Genomic DNA, 15,302 nt, shown 5'->3' with positions numbered 1-15,302 from the left:
TTGGGCGAGGGCTTGGGTGATTCCTCGTCGGGCGGTGTTGGTGGAGGGGGTGTTGCGGCTGGGGTGGACGCGGTTGGTCAGGAGGATGGCGAAGGAGCGGGAGGCGGGGTCGATGACCAGGGAGGTTCCGGTGTAGCCGGTGTGGCCGAGTGTTTGGGGTCCGGACAGGCCGCCCATGTACCAGATCTGGTTGAGTTCGAAGCCGAGGCCGTGGGAGTCGTCCGGGAAGGCCTGGTTGAAGTTCTCCTCCATCAGCTTCACTCCGTGTTCGCTGAGGAGGCGGTGGCCTTTGTAGGTGCCGCCGTTGAGGAGGGTTTGGGCCAGTACGGCGAGGTCGTCGACGGTGGAGAAGACTCCGGCGTGGCCGGCGATGCCGTTCAGGGACCAGGAGTTTTCGTCGTGTACCGAGCCGCGGACCATGCCGCGTGCCGGAGTGGTCTGGTATTCGGTGGCGGCGATTCTGGGGAGTTTGGATTTCGGGGGGTTGTAGCCGGTGTCGGTCATGTGGAGCGGTTTGGTGATGTTTTCGCGGACGAGTTCGTCCAGTGATTTTCCGGTGATTTTTTCCAGGACCAGTTGCATGGTGAGCATGTTCAGGTCCGAGTACAGGTAGGTGGTGCCGTGGGGGTTGATGGGTTTGGTGTCGAGGATGGCTTGCTTGCGGGAGGGGATGTCGGGATAGCCCTGCCAGAGCGAGGGCACCGGGTCGGCGTCGAATCCCGAGGTGTGGGTGAGCAGTTCCTTGATGGTGATGTCGCTTTTGCCGTTGGCGGCGAATTCGGGCAGGTAGTGGGCGACGGGTGTGTCCAGGTCGAGGGTGCCTGTTTCGAGTTGTTGTACGGCTATCAGTGAGGTGAAGAGTTTGGAGATTGAGGCGAGGTCGTAGATGGTGTCGGTGCGGGCCGGCACTTTCTGGTCGTCGGGGAGTTCGTGGGTGGCGTCGGCGTATTTGACGGCGTGGCCGGTGGTGCTGCGCTCGACGACGGTGCCGTTGTGTGCCATCAGGGTGGTGGCACCGGGGAATAGGTAGTTCTCGCCGCTGGCCGGGTTGGTCCAGGTGGCGAGTGAGCGTTGGAATGCCTTGATGGGGCCGGTGTCGAGTCCTGCGTGTACGGGGGTTCCGGGGCGTAGCACGGTATTTGCTGGGGCGAATCCGTGGTAGGGGCGGTCGAATCGGGCTCTGGTGTTGTGGTGTGGGGTTGTTGGGCCGGTGGTGGTCTTGTGGGAGGGGGTGAGGGGGGCGTCGGTGGCGCTGGCGGGGAGGGCGACGGCGGTGAGCAGTGCGACTGCTGCGGTGGTGGCGGGTATGCGCATGGGGGCCTTCAGGGGTGAGTTGGGGTACCGGCAGGGTGCGTTGGGGGTTGGGAGAGCGGCTCGGGTTTCAAGTGGGCCTGGAGCGCAGGGTGTTCACGCGCTGGGTGCCTGTGGTGGAGGAGGCGGCGGCTCGGTTGAGGCTCGGGGTCGCGAGGGTGCTCAGGCCGGCTTCTTGGGTGAAGGCTGTCGTCGCGGCGAGCGAGGGGTCGCGCCTCTCCACCACTTGTCAGGCTCATGCCACCGACACTATCCCTCGCTGGCTCTTGGCGTACCGACCGGAGCCGAACCCGCGAACGCCCCAGCCCGTGCCGCGAGTTCCACGGTGAGGGAAGCTTTGGTTCTTCCGCAAGAGACTGGCGAGACCCTCTGCGGGCCCTCTCCCGTCGGGGCACGCAGTGACTCCGTCCCGCGCGGCTTCGTACGAGGAGGGGGCATTGCCGGGGGGCTGGCTCTCACGCATCTGAGGTCTCGAACCGCACCATCCCCTTCGCGTGCAGGCGGGTGCGGCCGACAGCCCGATCACCTACTACGGCCCCGATGGCCAGGCGGTCGCAGGTATCTCGGTCGAGACCGACCATGTGGTGGTCGATGGCTACACCGTGGACGAGCCTTCCGCGCTCGGCGTCGAGAGGGAGGGAGAGGGCATCACGCTCCAGAACGTCTGGATCTCCCACCCGGTCGTCGGCGGCGACGGTGACGGGATGCGGTTCTTCGGCACCGATCTGAGGATCCTCGGCAACACGGTCACGGGCACCGGCAACGACAGCGGTCACGCCGACTGCATGCAGACCTTCGCCAGCGACACGCCCGCCAGCCACGACGTCCTGATCCAGGGCAACCGGTGCGAGGACATCGACAACATGGGGCTGATGGCCGAGGGTCCCAACGAGGGCTGCGATCCCTGGTCAAGGCCTCGGACGACGGCGCGGGAGGTCGCGGCCCTGTATGGGGCCGGGCTCGGCTCGCGCCGTCGCTGCTTCCCCGTCTCTGGGGGGTTCCGGCCTCGGCGGTGATGTCCGCCTGCTGCGCCTACGGCATCGGCGGCCGGACGCCCGCCAGCCGTGTCACCGACCTCCCCGAGCAGCACGCCTGGAGCCCTCTCGGCTCCGGTCTGCTCGGCGGCGTTCTCGCCGCGGAGGACGTGGCGGCACGGGGTTCAGCGTCGCCGCGCCGCGCCGCAGCCCGGTTCGGTGATCGAGTACGTCATAGTCGGCGGGTGTCCGCTGCCAATCTGACGGTGTATCAGGCCGTCCTGCCGGAGGGGGCGGGGTGTGGCGGCCGGGGTCTCCCTCGCTGATTTTGCGGTCGCCGGTGGTGTCCCCGTGCCCGTAGTCCTCGCGCGAAACATGGAAATCGGCAGGAGGAAAGGCCGGGTGCGGGGGAACTTGTGTCGCGTCGCGGGAGGGGAAGTTCTGCGCGGTGGAATATAAACACCGGTTCGGGTTCTGTGTTCGTCTCATGATCCAGAGGAAGAATCGGCTCGGGGTGCCGACCAATTTCTTGCGTCAAGGTGACACTTTTGGCCTCGGCGCTTGAGAATGTTTATCTCTGAAATCCGGGAGGGTGTCGTCCGGAGGGGCCTGATAATAATGCAGGCCATCACCGGTCGGCGCTGCAGAAAATCTTGGGCGATTAAAACGGAACACTTGCTTTCAATTCCGCTTCCGCTACTCGTTGCACAGTCGGGGGGCCTCCGGCTCGCCGATGCGTGCACAGAGAGTGAGGGTCTCCCCTTGACCCGTGGCCCGAATCGCGCTTTCCGTGACCAGCTCGTTACCCGCAGAGTTGCCTGGCCGCCGCTCCCCCGTTCACCTCCGTGACAACGAAGGGGTCCTCCATGCGCATGGAAAGCCGACATTTACCTGTTTTTCCCATCAGTTCAGCGCAGCGGGCAGAGACGGGACGGTGCTGATGAGCGCTGTGCAGGTCGATTCGCGTGGTCCGGTGCGGATCCTGCGCACGCAGGACTCGGGCTCGCACCGCGGCTTCCAGTTCTGGGGCGAGCTGGTGGCCGAGGCGTGCGGGCCGCTGCGGGTCTACCGCACGGAGCCGGGCAGCTTCCAGGGCGCCATCGCCACCGGTGTCTTCGGAAACGTGCAGCTCGCGGAGGTGCGGGCCAGTCCTCATGCCGTCGAGCGCACCGAGCTGCTGGCGAACCAGGCCGCCACCGCCTCGCTCCACCTGACCTGTGTGCTGGACGGTGAGGTGCAGGTCAGCCAGGACGAGCAGAGCGCCACGGCCCGTACGGGCAACCTCTTCTGCTACGACAGCTCCCGCCCCTACACCCTGCGTATGCAGCGGCCGATCCACATGGTGAGCGTGAAGTTCGACCACCGCCTGGTCGATCTGCGGGCGGGGTTCAAGCATCCGCTGCGGGCGGCCACCTGGTGCGGGGCGAAGGGGGCCAGCGTGCTCCTGGCCGGGCTGCTGCGCAGTGCGACGCTGCACATGGCCGAGCTCGACCGGGCGGTGGCGGACCGGCTGGGCGACAGTGTCGCCTGCCTGGTCAGCGCCGTGTGCTCGGAAGTGCTGGGGGGCGGCGGCCAGGACCCGGCCGTCGCGCGCCAGGCCCTGCTGCACCGGGTGAAGACCTTCGCCCGAGCCCGTCTGGGCGAGCGTGAGCTGAGCCCGCGGTACCTGGCCAGGAGCCACAACATCTCCCTGCGCTACCTGCAGTTGCTCTTCCAGGAGGAGGGCACGAGTCCGGCCCTGTGGATCCGCGGCGAGCGGCTGCGGCGCTGCAAGGAGGACCTGTCGGATCCGCGGACGGCGCATCTGACGGTGGCCGACATCGCGGGGCGCTGGGGGCTGGACAGCGCCTCGCACTTCAGCAAGCTGTTCCGGCAGCGCTACGGGGTGACGCCTCGCGAGTGGCGGCGGGGCCAGTCGCAGCCGGGCTCCGCATAGCGCCCGTCGTCCCCCAATTGTGCACACTCCGTCACCGTTCGGGCTGCTGTCCGCGGCCGGCGGTTCCGGGTAGGCGGCTCGTGTGCGCAAAATCGCTATTTCGTATGCGCGTCCGCATCAGAGAACGCGGCGGGAAACCGGGAAAATAGCTCCTGATTTCGAGGATGCGGGATCAGCCTCCCGACGGTTCGCCCCTTCTCAGAATCGGGCCTCTCCGGTCCCCCATCGGAAAGAAACCAGATTGTGTCCGCATCGTTGAACGGGGTTTTCGTATGCCGATTCCCGTGAGAATTGGAATAGTCGGAGGCGGGGCCTCCGCAGTGTGCATGCTCGATGCACTGAGTCAGCGGGACGAAGTTCCCGGGGCCGTCACGGTGTTCGACCCTTCTCCGCATCTGTGGCGGGGGCGGGCCTACCAGCCCGACGCGGCGACCTTGAGGGTGAACGCGCCGCCGGAGGACATGACCGTCCGCGACGGCGACCCGGAGCACTTCACGGACTGGCTGAAGGCGCGCCGGGTGGTGCTGGGCACCGGCCTGGACCACCTGGACCCCCTGTCCCGGATCGTCTTCCCGCCGCGGGCGCTGTACGGGGACTACCTCGAGCAGTGCGCCCGCAGTGCGCTGAGCCGGCTCGCGGCGCGCGGGGCCCGTATCGCGCTGGTGCGTGAGGCGGTGGTCGGCCTGGCCCGGCAGGACGGGGCGCTGCTGGCCCGTACCGGCGACGGCGGTCTGCATGTCCTGGACCAGGCCGTGCTGTGCGTGGGGACCGGCAAGCCCGCGGACCCGCACCGGTTGGAGGGCAGTCCCGGTTTCATCGCCGACCCGTACCCGGTGGTGCAGCAGCTGGCCGGTATCGGCCGCTCGGACCGGGTCGTGGTGGTGGGCAGCGGGCTGACGGCCGTGGACGTCGCGCTGACCCTGGCCGCCGCCGGGCACACCGGGGGGATCGCGCTGGCCTCCCGGCACGGGATTCTGCCGAGCGTGCGCCAGCGTCCCGTCGAGTACGACCTGCGCCACTTCAGCGCGGCGCACTTCAGGGCGATGGCCGCGCGCGGCGAGCGGCTCACCCTGGCGGACGCCGTGGCCCTGATGCACACCGAGCTGTCGGCCGCCGGTTGCGATGCCGGGGCGGTCTCGCGGGAGATCTCCTCGTGCGGACAGGAGGATCCGCTGGTGCGGCTGCGTCGGCAGACCGCGCTGGTGGACAGCGACGACATCGGGCTGCGGATCCTGCAGCGGGCGGTGCCGGACGCGGGTCCGGACGTGTGGCCGCTGCTGCCCGAGTTCGAGAAGTCGCAGGTGCTGGCGCGCCATTACCGCACGGTGATGAGCATGTGCTGCCCCATGCCCGCCTCCAGTGCGGCGACGCTGCTGCGGCAGGCCGATCGCGGGCTGTTCGAGGTGGTCCGGGGGGTGGAGAAGATCATGCCGCGTTCCTCGGGGGGCTTCGAGGTGCACAGCGAGGAGGGGCTGCGGGAGGCCGATGTCGTGGTCAACGCGGTCAGTCCGCCGGTGCACCGCATCCCGCGGGGTGCCGCGGCGCTCGTCCGTTCGCTGGAGGAGCAGGGGCTGGGTCTGCTGCATCCGCGCGGCGGGGTCCGGGTGGCGCGGGCCACCAGCGGGCTGCTGCGGGAGGGTGAGGTCGACCGGCAGGTCTACGCGTTGGGGGATCTGGCCTCGGGTTCGCTCTTCTTCACCTTCGGTGTCCCTTCTCTGGTGGACCGTGCGGTCGACATCGCCGAGGCCGTCCACCGGCAGGCCGCGCGCAGCGCCTTCGGGTCCGCGGACCCGGTGGTGGTGGCGTGAGCGCCGGCCCCGGCGGCGTGCGGCCGCCGGGGCCGCTTCGATCTCCGGCCCCGGGCGGGGCCGGCCGTCCCACACCCACCCCTTTCACCCCCCCCTTTTCTTGAGGAGAGATGGCGTGAGCGATACCGCGACAACCGACCGGGCCAGTTATCTGGCGGACACCCACACCGGGCTGCCGCTGCCCACGGAGCCCGTCTTCGCTTCGGTGGAGGAGGACCGCAGGCACCGCAAGCAGCGTCTGACGGCCGCGCTTCGCCTGTTCGGCAAGTACGGCTACGGGGAGGGGATCTCGGGGCACATCTCGGTGCGCGACCCCGAGCACGAGGACCGGTTCTGGGTGAATCCCTTCGGTGTCTCCTTCAGCCGGGTCAAGGTGCGTGATCTGATCCTGGTGGACTCCCGGGGCCGGGTGGTCGAGGGGCGTCACCGGGTCAATCCCAGCGCCTTCGTGATCCACTCCGCCGTCCACCGCCTCCACCCCGGGGCGACCGCCGCGGCGCACGGCCACACCCCCTACTCCCGTGCGCTCGGGGCGCTGGGCAGGCTGCTGGAGCCGCTGGACCAGGAGTCCGCGGCCTTCTACCAGGACCAGGTCTTCTACGGCGACTACGAAGGCCCCTCCATCAGCCTGGAGCAGGGGCAGGACATCGCCCGGCGCATGGACGGCAAGCGGGCGATCCTGCTGCGCCATCACGGGCTGATCACCGCGGGCGGCACGGTCGACGAGGCGGTGCACTGGTTCTTCACCTACGAGGCCGCGGCCCAGGTGCAGTTGCTCGCGGCGGTCGGCGAGGCCGAGCCGATGAACCACGAGCAGGCCCTGGCGGCCCGTGACGGGTTCGGGGACCGGCAGTTGGGCTGGTTCAGCTTCCAGCTGCTCTGGGACGAGATCGTCCATGAGCAGCCCGACTTCCTGGAGGAGTAGCGCGACCGGCGCCATGTGAAGAGGCTGCTCCCTCAAGGTTCTTGAGGGAGCAGCCTCTTGATGTGCGGGGTGCGCCGGGTGCGGTGGCGCGGGGGGTGGGTCAGGAGGCGGTGGCCTGTTCGGCGGGCTGTCCGTCGGGGGTGGTGCCGGGTGTGGTGGGGGGTGTGGTGCCGGTGCGCAGGCGGGCGGCGCCGGCGGCGATGGCCACCGCGAGGGCGGAGGCGGCGGCGATGGCGACGATGACCCAGGTGCCGTGGTGGTAGCCGGTCAGGGCCCTGGCGGGTTCGGAGGAGGCGTCCGCGTCGCCCATGCGGACGGTGACCACGGCCAGGACGACGGCGGCGCCGACCTGGTAGCCGGTCTGCAGGATGCCCGCGGCGAGGCCTTGTTCGGATTCGTCGACGCCGGTGGTGGCCTGCACGTTGGCCGCGGTGAAGGCGAAGGGGAAGCCGATGCCGATGAGCAGCATGCTGGGCAGGATCATCGTCCAGTACGAGGAGCCTTCGCCTAGGCGGAGGAAGAGCAGGAAGGCGACGGCGTAGGCGAGCATGCCGCCGAAGACGGGCCAGCGCAGTCCGGTGCGGCCGAGCCAGTTTCCGGCGCGGGGTGCGAAGGTGAAGATCATGAGGCCGATCGGCAGGAAGGCGACGGCCATCTCCATGGGTGACCAGCCGCGGTAGGACTGGAGGTAGAGGCTGCCGACGAACTGGTAGCTCATGTAGGTGCCGAGGATGGCGGCGGCGATGAGGCTGGCTCCCACCAGGGACTTGTTGCGCAGCAGGCCCAGGCGCAGCAGGGGCTGGGGGGCGCGGGCCTCGATGAGGGCGAAGGCGGCGAGGAGCAGGGCGGCGGCGGCGAAGACGCCGAGGGTGGGTGCGGAGAGCCAGCCTTCGGAGGGTGCTTGGACGATGCCGTAGACCAGCAGGAGCATGGCGGCGGTGACGGTGACGGCGCCGGCGCTGTCGTAGTGGCGTTTGGTGCCGTCGTGGGGCTGGTCCTTGGGGACGAGGAGGAGGGCGCCGATCAGGGCGGCGATCGCGACGGGGACGGAGAGCATGAAGGTCCAGCGCCAGCTGGCCTGGGTGAGGGCTCCGCCGACGACGACGCCGATGGAGTAGCCGACGGCGCCGCAGGCGGTGTAGATGCCGATGGCGCGGTTGCGCTGGGGGCCTTCGGGGAAGTTGCCGACGACGATGGACAGGGCGGAGGGTGCGGTCAGTGCGGCGCCGATGCCCATCACCAGTCTGCTGATGATGACCATGAGTCCGTCGGTGGCCAGGCCGCCGGCGAGGGAGCCGGCTGCGAGGACGGTGAGGCCGACGAGGAAGACGCGGCGTTTGCCGAGGAGGTCGGACATCCGGCCGCCCAGCAGCAGGAATCCGCCGAAGCCGAGGACGTAGGCACTGACCACCCATTGGGCGGCGGAGGTGCTCATGTCGAACTCGTCCTTGATCTGGGGTGTGGCGATTCCGACCATGATGTTGTCGAGTGCGTCCAGGGAGAACGCGCCGCACACCACCAGCAGCATCGCCCATTCCCGCAGTCCCCATCGCACGGGGGCGGGGGGTCCGCCCTTGGCGGGTGAGGCGCCGTCCTGGGGGACGTCGTCCGCGATAGCCATGAGCAAGTGTTCCTTCCGGGTCGGGGCGCCGTGCGGCAGTGGCCCGCACAGCGGGAGGGCAGGAGCGCGGGCCGACGGTAGAGTTGAGGGCAGGACGAATGGGTCGCCCCTCGGCCTTTGCGGGCAGAGTGGGGCGACACGCCTTCTGTAGTAGCCTCTACATAAGAAGTTATCGACCGGCTGACGCGCCGTCAAGGAGGTCATGTGGCCCGCACCGGACGTCCCCGCGGCTTCGATCGCGACGCGGCCCTCCACACGGCCATGCTGGTCTTCTGGGAGCGCGGTTACGAGACCACGTCGACCAACGACCTCAGTGCCGCTATGGGGGTCAACCCGCCGAGTCTGTATGCCGCGTTCACGAACAAGGAGCACCTCTTCCGCGAGGCCGTCGGGCTCTACGAGCGCACCGAGGCCCAGGCCTCGCAGCAGTTGCTGGAGGCGGCCCCCACCGCGCGGGAGGCGATCGCGGCGTTCCTGCACGAGAGCGTCGACCGGTTCACGTCCGAGGGCAAGCCCCGCGGCTGCATGATCGTGCTCGCGGCGACCAACTGCACCGCCGACCACGAGTCGGTGCGCGACTTCGCGATGCGGTGCCGTGCCCGCACCAAGACCACCCTCAAGGCGCGTCTGGACACCGCGGCCGGGGCCGGGGAGTTGGCCGAGGGCGCGGACACGGACCGTATCGCCGCTTTCTACACCGCCTTCCTCAACGGGCTGTCGCTGCAGGCGCGCGACGGCATGCCGCGCGCGCAGCTGCACGATCTGGTGGACATGGCGATGACCCTGTGGCAGGCCGCGCCCGCCGGCCTCTTTCCGGCCGGGTGAGGCGCGGGCTAGCCCGTCAGGCGGAGGTGACCCGGGCCAGCCAGGACTGCGCGGCCTCGGGGGACTTGATGGCCTGCCACATCGCCGCCGGGTCGTCGAAGTTGGCGACGAAGGCGTCGGCGACCCGCTGGTCGGCGGTGGCGGTGGTGAACAGGGCGCCCAACTGCTCCACCGGCGGGCCGATGTTGAGGTTGGACCAGGCCACGACCGGCTCGGCCGCCTGCCACAGCCGCTGCGCGGCGCGCTCGGCGAACGCGGTGTCGTAGGGGCCGCCGGCGGCGATGAGCCCGGCCAGTTCGAAGGCGCAGGCCGAGCCGAGGTTGGCGCCCTGCCCGGTCAGCGGGTCGTTGACGACCCAGGCGTCCCCGAGGGCCAGTGCGAGGCGGCCCGAGGGGAGGGTGGTCCAGGAGCGGCGGACCGTGGGGGTGATGCCGCCCTGGATGACATCGCCGGGGCGGGCGATGGCGAACTCGCCCTCGCTGATGCGCTCGCGCAGCTGCGGCGCGTGCTCGGCGACCAGGGACAGCAGGGTCTTGACGAAGCCGGCCGGGTCCGCGGCGTGGTCGTGGGCGGCGAGTTGTTCCAGGGGGCCGCCGGGCAGGGCCTCGACGACCATGCCGTGCACGGGCCCGTCGGCGGTCAGGATGCGGGTGGAGAAGATCTCCCCCGCCTCGCCGGCCTGGAAGTGGATCCAGCCCGGGTCGGTGGGGGCGATGCCGTGGAAGAGGCCGGCGGTCAGCACGCGCTGGGGCCGGGTGTAGGGGGAGCGGGCGGCGTCGCGGGGGAACAGGCCGGTGGAGGCGGTGCGGCCGCTGGCGACGACGACCAGGTCGTGGTCGTGGGAGATGCGGTCGATCCCGGCGGCGTCGGGGGTCATGATCCGCAGGCGGCCGCCGCGCTGGAGGTAGTCGGCGATCAGGCGGGGCAGGTACAGGCGCAGGTCGATGCCGCTGGCGGGGGCGTCGAGGCGGCCGAAGAAGTGGATGCCGGGTTCGCCGGGCGCCACGAAGTTCACCCCGTGGGTGTGGTGGTCGGCGGTGTCCCAGTGCGCGACGCCCAGTTCCTGTTCGCGGCGGCGGGTGGCGCCGAAGCGCACGGGAAGGCTCAGCGGGCGCCCCGCGGCGATCTCCTCGGCGCTGCGTTCGGCGTAGAGGGTCGTGCCCACTCCCGCCTGCTGCAGCCGCAGGGCCAGGTGCAGGCCCGAGATGCCTGCGCCGACGATGGCGATGTCGTGCATGGTGCTCCTTCGCGGGTTCGGATGTGCGCAAGGGCGGTGGTGGGGCGCCGTGGGCGCCGGGCCTCACCCGAACTGGGGGATGACGTGTTCGGCGAACAGCCGCAGTGACCTGCGGGCCTTCTCGGCGGGCAGGCCGGGGGCCCGGCCGAAGAAGATGACGCGTTCGACGTCGCCCAGCGGCTTGACGCGCTCGCGCAGCTGCTCGGCGATGTGGTCGGGCGGCCCGACGAGGAAGAGTTCGCGCGGCAGGTCGTCGGCGGAGGGCAGCCCGGGCAGGCCGAACCACTCCTGGAACTTGTTCAGCAGGTACCAGTAGTGCTCCTTGACCTCCTGCCAGCCCTCCTCGGCGTCCTCGCACACGTAGACGCCGGGGGTCACGATGGCGGTCACGCCGAACCGGGCGGGGTCGTGGCCGTGTGCGGCCAGGGTGGTGCGGTAGAGGTCGAGGATCTGCGGGTCGGTGCCCAGGTCGGGCAGGAACCGCAGTCCGTGGCGGCCCGCGCGCAGCGCGGCGGCCCTGCTACCGCCGCCGATCCACACGGGCGGCGCCTGCTCGGGCACCGGGGTGACGAGGACGTCGTCGACGCGGAAGTGCTCGCCCTCGAAGGAGAAGGGCTCTCCCCTCCAGGCGCGGCGCAGGATCTCCACGGTCTCCTCGGTGCGGGCGCCGCGCTGGGCGCGCTCGACGCCCAGGGCCTCGAACTCCTTGTCCCGGTAGCCGGGTGCCAGGCCCAGTTCGAGCCGGCCGCCGGACAGCAGGTCGGCGACCGCCGCGTCCTCGGCCAGCCGCAGCGGGTGCGTCAGGCTCGCCAGGAGCATGGCGGTCCCCAGGCGGATACGGCTGGTGCGGGCGGCGATCGCGGTGAGCGCGGGCAGCAGGGAGGGCAGGTAGCCGTCGTCGGTCAGATGGTGTTCGGACAGCCACACGGATTCGAAGCCCAGCTCCTCGGCGCCGGTGGCCATCGCGAGGGTCTCCTCGTACACGGCCCGCCACGGCTGCCGCCAGCGCGGGGGGTTGCGGAAGTCGAGCCAGATGCCGAATTTCACTGCTCCTCCTGGGAGTTCGACTGCGGGGTGCGGATATGCGGCCGCGCGGGCGGGGGGTTCATGCTTCGGACAGGGCCAGCAGGGCGCCGTTGACGCGGACCACCGGGGGCCGCCGGCGCCGGCCGCCGGTGGCGAGGACCTCGCCGATGACGACGGTGTGGTCGCCGGTGTCGTGGTGGTCGTGCAGGGTGCACTCCAGCCATCCCGGGGCGTCCAGGACCAGCGCCCCGGTCAGGGGGCCGGGCGAGGCGGTGCAGGTCGACAGGGCGCGGGCGCGGTCCTGCCGGTCGCCGTCCAGGGCCTCGGCGAGGTCGACGCCGGCCACGTCCAGGATCGACACCGCCCATACGCCGGTGGCGAGCAGGGTGGGGAGGATGTCGCTGTCGCGGCGCAGCGCCAGGGACACCAGCGGGGGTTGCAGGGACACGGAGACGAAGGAGCTGACGGCGACGGCGTCATCACGCCGGCCGCCTTCCTGTTCTTCTTCGAAGGTGGTCACGACGCAGATGCCGGTGGCGAAGGTACGCATCGTCGCGCTCAGGTCGAGGGACACCTCAGGCCTTTCGTTCGCGGTGCCCGCGCTCGCGGGCCGTGACGAGCCGGGCGGTCAGTACCGACCGGCGGAGCTTGCCGGTGGCCGTGCGGGGCAGCTCGTGCTCCGCCAGCGCCTCGGCGTGGACGTGCGCGGCGCCGAAGCGCAGCCCGACCTGCTCGCGCACCGCCGCCTCGGCTCGGCGCGGCGGCACTCCGGGGCGGGGGCAGAAGAAGACCGCCACCGATCCGTCGCCGGGGCCGTCGGCTCCCGCGCAGGCGACGGTGAACGACGGCCGCACCCAGGGCAGTTCCTCGACGGCCTCCTCGATCTCGTGGCCGTGGAAGCAGGCGCCGTTCACCTCGATGAGGCCGTCGGCGCGGCCGGTCACGGTCAGCTCGCCGCCCGCGACGAAGGCCAGGTCGTCGGTGACCAGCCAGCCGTCCCCGCTCCGGGGCACGGGCAGCAAACCGCCGCCCTGGACGTAGGTGTCGGCCACCGGCGCCCCCCGGACCTGGAGGCGGCCCACCGTGCCCGCCGCAAGCGGGCGCTCGTCCTCGTCGACGACCCGCACGGACACCCCCGGATGCGGCACGCCCACCGGCACATGGCGGCGCGGCGGCCCCTCACCGCAGGTGAACACGCTGTCGACGACGCCGGAGGCGGTCTCCGGCATGCCCCAGCCGGGATGCACGCAGGCGGGCGGCAGACCGTGCGGGGCGAGGGCCGCCAAGAAGCGGCGGGCGGTGCGGTCCTTGACCGCCTGGCCGCCGTTCATGAGATAGCGCAGACGGCTCAGATCCCACGAGCGGCCCGCCCCCTGCTGCTCCAGGGCCTCGACGACCAGCGAGAAGGCGTGGTTGGGCGCCCAGGTGGTGTCGATGCGCTCGGCCTCGGCCACGTCCAGCCAGCGCAGCGGGTCGGCGCGTACCCAGGCGGTGTCGGCGTGCACCTGGTGGCAGCCCAGGAACACATCCCGTACGTGGAACATGACGATGCCGCTGATGTGGTGCAGCGGCATCCAGTTCAGGCTCCGGGTGGCGCCGTCGAGGCCGCGGGCCAGGGCGGTGGCGTGCGCGCGGCTGAGGACCTGGCGGTGGGTCAGCGCGACGGCCTTGGGCCGGCCCCCGCTGCCCGAGGTCAGGGAGAGCAGCGCGAGCCGGTCCGCGGACACGGTCACCGGCCGCGCCCGCCCGGGCAGGAGGGTCACCGGGCCGAGCCGGTGCAACGACGGCGGCGGTTCGTGGACGGTGTCGCCCAGCAGCCACCCCCGCCCCACCGCGTCGGCGGCCTCCACAAGGGCGGCCCGGCCGCCGTCGTGAGGCACCGGCAGGGGGACCATGCCGCCCAGCACGCACGCCCAGAACGCGGTGAGCAGGTCGGCACTGCGCCCGGTTTGCAGGACGACGCGGGCGCCGGGGGGCACTCCGGCGGCGTCCAGCGCGGCCAGCGCCCGCAAGGCGTCCTCGTGGAGCTCGGCGTAGGAGCGGGCGGCAGGCCTGCCCTCGGCGTCCAGGAGGACCATGCCGTGCGGGGTGCGGGCGGCGCGTCGCAGCGCCTGGGGCAGGGTGTCGACGGGCAGGGCGCCCAGCGCGGGGCCGTGAAGGACCGCGAGACCCTCCGACCCCGCACCCGCGCGCTCTCCTGCGGGATCGGTGCCGTTCACGCCACGATCCCCAGGCTGAACGGGTTGTGGGGGGTGCCGCCGAGCAGGAAGGCGCCCGCGGACTGCAGGATCTGGTCCTGGGCGATCACATGCTGGCGCATCGTGGTCAGATCGCGCAGCCAGCGGTCCAGGGGCGAGGGGCGGTAGACGGCCGTGGTCGCCATCAGGTCGTACAGGCGGGTGACCACCGAGCGTGCCACCCGAAAGGAGTTGACCCGCGCCAGGACGGTGTCCACCCGCTCATCGGGACTCAGCTCGGCGCCCGCCTGGAGCAGGCGGGCCTGGCGGCGCAGACTGCCGTAGACGGAATGCCGGGCCGCGCCCAGCTCCATCTCGCACTCCGCGACGGCCATCTGCACCCGGTAGGTCTCCGGCCAGGGCGTACCGGTCGTACGGTCGATACGGCCGGCGGCCCTCTCGCGTACGTGGTCCAGGGCGGCCCGGGCCACACCCAGCGGCACACCGGGCATGTTCCGCAAGATCGCCTCCGGTGTCGCATGGGGACCCTTGACACGGGGGGCGCCCAGGCTGAACGAATGCTCCTCGGGCACGAACAGGTCCTGGGCCCGGTAGTCGTTGCTGCCGCTGCCGGCGAGGCCGGTGGTGTGCCAGGTGTCGAGGACCTCGAACTCGCCGCGGCGCGCGATCATGATGCGCCAGTTGCCCGGGGCTCCCGGCGGGCCGGGCTCGGGCTCCCCGTCGCGGTGGACCAGGCAGCCCGCCACCACCCAGTCGGCGTGCGTGATGCCGCTGCCGAACTGCCAGCGCCCGGTGACCCGGTAGCCGCCGGGCACCCGCTCGGCCCGGCCCAGCGGCAGGATCAGCCCGGCGGTGACCGTGTCCGGATCGCTCAGCTCCTGGCGGGCCACGGACTCGGGCAGGAACTGCGCGTACAGCGGGGTGTCCATGCCGATCATGGCGCACCAGGCGGCGGAGGCGTCCCCGCGGGCGAGGATCTCCACCACCTGCGTCTGCTGGACGGAGTCGAGGCCGGGGCCGCCCCGCTCGGCCGGTACGCCCATGCGGAAGATGCCCGCCGCGCGCATCTGGTCGACCACCGCGGTGGGCAGGCGGCGGGCCTGTTCGATGTCGTCGGAGGCGGCGCGCAGGACCGCGACGAGGTCCTCGGCTCTGCGCAGGAGTCCGTCCGCCGTGGTCGGCGGGGCGGCGGTGTGGTGGGCAAGGGTGGTGTCTGAGGTGACCATCGGCAAGTTCCCGTCCTGCTCGTGTGCGGTGGCGGTCTGGGGGGGGTGTCCTCCCCGTCCTGTGTGGGGTCCGCGGTGTTCGGCGCGTGCTCGCCGGGGTCCCCCCCCTGCTCGAAGAGCTCGGGGAAGCGCCGGGCGGGGCTCTCGTAGCGGAAGCTGCTCGGGCCTTTGTCCGGTGGGCGAGAGGGCGTGCCGGGCGCCGCGGGCGCCGTGCG

12 protein-coding genes are annotated in these 15,302 nt (G+C 71.2%); 5 read left to right on the top strand and 7 right to left on the bottom strand.

Annotation, left to right across the window (positions count from 1 at the left end; all coding sequences use genetic code 11):
- Positions 1-1,314 (bottom strand): serine hydrolase domain-containing protein (locus tag MID12_RS32200; RefSeq protein WP_263172756.1); only part of this gene is annotated, 1,314 nt, incomplete at its 3' end.
- A 491-nt stretch (positions 1,315-1,805) separates the two neighbouring features.
- Between MID12_RS32200 and MID12_RS32195 the strand changes: the two genes are divergently transcribed.
- The 4 genes from MID12_RS32195 to MID12_RS32180 all read left to right on the top strand — a co-directional run bounded on the left by MID12_RS32195 (position 1,806) and on the right by MID12_RS32180 (position 6,954).
- Positions 1,806-2,327: a hypothetical protein gene (locus tag MID12_RS32195; protein WP_263163907.1), complete on the top strand. Its 522-nt coding sequence runs from the start codon at positions 1,806-1,808 to the stop codon at positions 2,325-2,327.
- A gap of 898 nt (positions 2,328-3,225) precedes the next feature.
- The gene (locus MID12_RS32190; protein WP_078844647.1) at positions 3,226-4,221 is read left to right on the top strand and encodes a helix-turn-helix domain-containing protein; all 996 of its coding nucleotides are present in this window, start codon (positions 3,226-3,228) and stop codon (positions 4,219-4,221) included.
- A gap of 164 nt (positions 4,222-4,385) precedes the next feature.
- Positions 4,386-6,029, top strand: a complete 1,644-nt coding sequence (locus tag MID12_RS32185; RefSeq protein ID WP_078844648.1) for an FAD/NAD(P)-binding protein — start codon at positions 4,386-4,388, stop codon at positions 6,027-6,029.
- Between the two features lie 115 nt (positions 6,030-6,144).
- On the top strand, positions 6,145-6,954 hold the full coding sequence (locus MID12_RS32180) for a class II aldolase/adducin family protein (protein ID WP_205616918.1): 810 nt from the start codon (positions 6,145-6,147) through the stop codon (positions 6,952-6,954).
- A gap of 100 nt (positions 6,955-7,054) precedes the next feature.
- Here MID12_RS32180 and MID12_RS32175 read toward each other — a convergent pair whose 3' ends face one another.
- Positions 7,055-8,575, bottom strand: coding sequence for an MFS transporter (locus MID12_RS32175; protein WP_263163913.1), 1,521 nt, complete (start codon positions 8,573-8,575; stop codon positions 7,055-7,057).
- A 204-nt stretch (positions 8,576-8,779) separates the two neighbouring features.
- Here MID12_RS32175 and MID12_RS32170 point away from each other — a divergent pair, with 204 nt between their 5' ends.
- Complete coding sequence (locus tag MID12_RS32170) at positions 8,780-9,400, top strand: TetR/AcrR family transcriptional regulator (RefSeq protein ID WP_263163915.1); 621 nt, start codon at positions 8,780-8,782, stop codon at positions 9,398-9,400.
- 16 nt (positions 9,401-9,416) lie between these two features.
- Here MID12_RS32170 and MID12_RS32165 read toward each other — a convergent pair whose 3' ends face one another.
- The 5 genes from MID12_RS32165 to MID12_RS32145 all read right to left on the bottom strand — a co-directional run bounded on the left by MID12_RS32165 (position 9,417) and on the right by MID12_RS32145 (position 15,087).
- A complete protein-coding gene (locus tag MID12_RS32165) occupies positions 9,417-10,637 on the bottom strand; it encodes a styrene monooxygenase/indole monooxygenase family protein (protein WP_263163918.1) in 1,221 nt (406 codons plus the stop codon).
- Between the two features lie 63 nt (positions 10,638-10,700).
- Positions 10,701-11,684: an LLM class flavin-dependent oxidoreductase gene (locus tag MID12_RS32160; RefSeq protein WP_052481983.1), complete on the bottom strand. Its 984-nt coding sequence runs from the start codon at positions 11,682-11,684 to the stop codon at positions 10,701-10,703.
- A gap of 58 nt (positions 11,685-11,742) precedes the next feature.
- Positions 11,743-12,237, bottom strand: a complete 495-nt coding sequence (locus tag MID12_RS32155) for a flavin reductase family protein (RefSeq protein WP_263163919.1) — start codon at positions 12,235-12,237, stop codon at positions 11,743-11,745.
- Position 12,238: 1 nt separating this feature from the next.
- A complete protein-coding gene (locus MID12_RS32150; RefSeq protein WP_263163922.1) occupies positions 12,239-13,882 on the bottom strand; it encodes an AMP-binding protein in 1,644 nt (547 codons plus the stop codon).
- Positions 13,879-15,087: an acyl-CoA dehydrogenase family protein gene (locus MID12_RS32145; protein WP_040245934.1), complete on the bottom strand. Its 1,209-nt coding sequence runs from the start codon at positions 15,085-15,087 to the stop codon at positions 13,879-13,881. Before MID12_RS32145 ends, MID12_RS32150 begins: the two co-directional genes overlap by 4 nt.
- Between the last annotated feature and the right edge of the window lie 215 nt (positions 15,088-15,302).

It is taken from the genome of Streptomyces sp. SCSIO ZS0520 (genome assembly GCF_025643355.1).
Taxonomy (GTDB): Bacteria; Actinomycetota; Actinomycetes; order Streptomycetales; family Streptomycetaceae; genus Streptomyces; species Streptomyces physcomitrii.
The sequence above is the reverse complement of the archived record's forward strand: the minus strand, read 5'-3'. Positions and strand labels throughout refer to the sequence as shown.